A 2327-nucleotide genomic window follows, 5' to 3' on the forward strand; every position below is an offset into this window, starting at 1 on the left:
TAACTTCTTTGCCACCACCTGAAACATTGGTAACGACAACATCAAAGCCATTAGAGGTTTGGTTGGTAATCGTCAATTTTCCTGTTACTTGAGTTTCAGGGACTTTGGCTGTAGTTTCGCTAATATAAGTTCGCTTACCATCCAACATGTAGTAAAGATGGACAGAATAGGTACCAGCATCGCCCTTGTGGCTGGCTTTATCTACATGAACCTTATAGCTACCGTCTGACTGTTTATCAGCATGATACCAAGTGAGGTCATCTTGACCATCTTTATCTGACCAAATTGGGACACGGACTTCTTGGACTGTCTTGCCGCCACCTGAAACATTGGTAACCACAACATCGAAGCCGTTAGAGGTTTGGTTGTTAATGGTAAGGTTACCAGAAACACGGTTTTCTTGTGGTTTAGACTCAGTAGCTTTCAAGGTCGCAATATCCACATAACGACGTGTACCACTGTAACTGATGTAAGAAATCCATTGATGGTTATCCGCAGTCAAGACCTTGTCATAGTTCACTTTGTAGCCTTTTTCCAAGGTATAAAGTGTTTCTGCAGAAGCTTTAGGTTCGTTTTTAACATTCAAGCTACGTGTCACATTATAAGTGCCGCTTGCTGGAAGCTTTTCAGCACCAGTAACTTCTGGTTTTGCTTGATTAGTCTCTGTTGGTTTAACAGTTGGTGTTTCAGCTTTAGCAGGTGTCAAAGTCGCAACATCTGCATAATAGCGAACATAGTCATAACCAAGGTAAGAAATCCATTGGTGATTATCAGCTGTCAAAACTTTATCATAGATGACATGGTCACCCTTGCCGAAAACAAAAGTAGGTTTGAGGTCTGCTTTTGGTTCTTTCTTAATATCTGTGTCACGTGTAAAGTAATAAGTTCCTGTTGCTGGGATATCCAAAACACCTGTTGTGGCTTGAGTGCCATTAGAAGGCTTACCATCCCCATTACCACTATTACCGTTACCACTACCAGCTGCCACTGGTTTCACTGGCGCATAACGACGCACGCCAGAGTATGATTTGTAGCTAATCCATTGGTAGCCGTCAGCCGTCACGACTTGATCGTAAAGGACGCTGTCTCCTGGATTTACATAAAATTCAGCCTTGGCAGACACCTTGGGTTGATTCTTAATCTCTGTACGTTCCTTGTAGACATAAGTTCCTTGACTTGGAAGGTCGCTGTCTGTAGTTGTAGCTGGTTGGCTCACCAAACTAGTATTGACAGCTGCTCTCGTTAAGGCAGATACATCAAGGTTAGTGGCTGTTTCAGATGAAGCATTTGTGTTCCTTGTCGCTTCTGAGCTAGCAGTTGTTGATTCAGAAATTTTATCTGCTGCTTGTGAGGTACTAGCACTCACTTCACTTCTAGCCTCGCTAGTAGCAGTTTCACTAGCGGTTTGGCTAGTTGTTGAGACTTGGCTAGCTTTCTCGCTTGATACTACCCCATCGGTCGCTACACCACTGAAAATATCAGCTGCTGTCACAGCATCACTATCTGAGGTAGCACGCAAAGTAGCATCTGAAAATGTTGAAACCTCATGATGCTCATCAGCCAAAGCTTGACCTGCAAAGACCAAACTTGCTCCTAAAAGAACTGATGCTGCTCCAAATGAATATTTACGAATGGAAAAACGTTGTTGTTCGTGTAAAAATTTTTCTCGTTTCATATTAGTATTTCTCTCTATCAAATTGTTGTTACCGATTGATTGTAACATTAGGTGACAAATATTACAAGTATTTTACAGAATATTACTTAATATTTCTCACTTGTCCATTAGTATACCAAATTTATTTGACTTGTTCACACCTAAATCATAAACTGTCCAATTTTTGTCATAATCGGAAAATGACTGATTATACTTATATATTCGTTGTTTTTCCAAAAAAATGGAAAATAAAGTAAAAACACGACCGCTTTAAATGCCATCATGTTTCATTTTTGAACCTTTTATCAATGTCCTACATCTGAATATGAAATGTAGTATCGTTGACCATCCTTAACAAAACTATACCAGTTTCCATCAGGTAAAATTTCATATTTGTCCCAATCAACATCCCCTGCAGGAAGTTTAGAAACAGCTCCACTGTCTTTATCTGGCGCAGCATAAATAGGCGTTTCCTCATCAAGTGTCAATGTTCCAGAAGTAGCTGTCCAAGCACCTCGACCTCCCTCAACTCCTCCAACTTGAGAAGTTGGTGTTGTAGCTTGAGCCGCTTGTCCACCATCTGTAGCGCCTGCTTGAGCTTGTTCTTGAGAGGAAACTTTAGGTGCTACTGCTGAGGCCTGATTGTCATTTTCTTCATTTGTGACTGCTGAAG

1 protein-coding gene and 1 pseudogene are annotated in these 2327 nt (G+C 41.0%); both read right to left on the bottom strand.

Going from position 1 to position 2327, the window contains the following annotated elements:
- A partial coding sequence (locus AX663_RS03475; RefSeq protein WP_156430754.1) for an SH3 domain-containing protein occupies positions 1-1675 on the bottom strand: 1675 nt, incomplete at its 3' end.
- A 284-nt stretch (positions 1676-1959) separates the two neighbouring features.
- Positions 1960-2327, bottom strand: a pseudogene (locus tag AX663_RS03480) (transcriptional regulator); the annotation flags it as partial.

This window comes from Streptococcus sp. CCH8-H5, from assembly GCF_001556505.1.
Lineage (GTDB): Bacteria > Bacillota > Bacilli > Lactobacillales > Streptococcaceae > Streptococcus.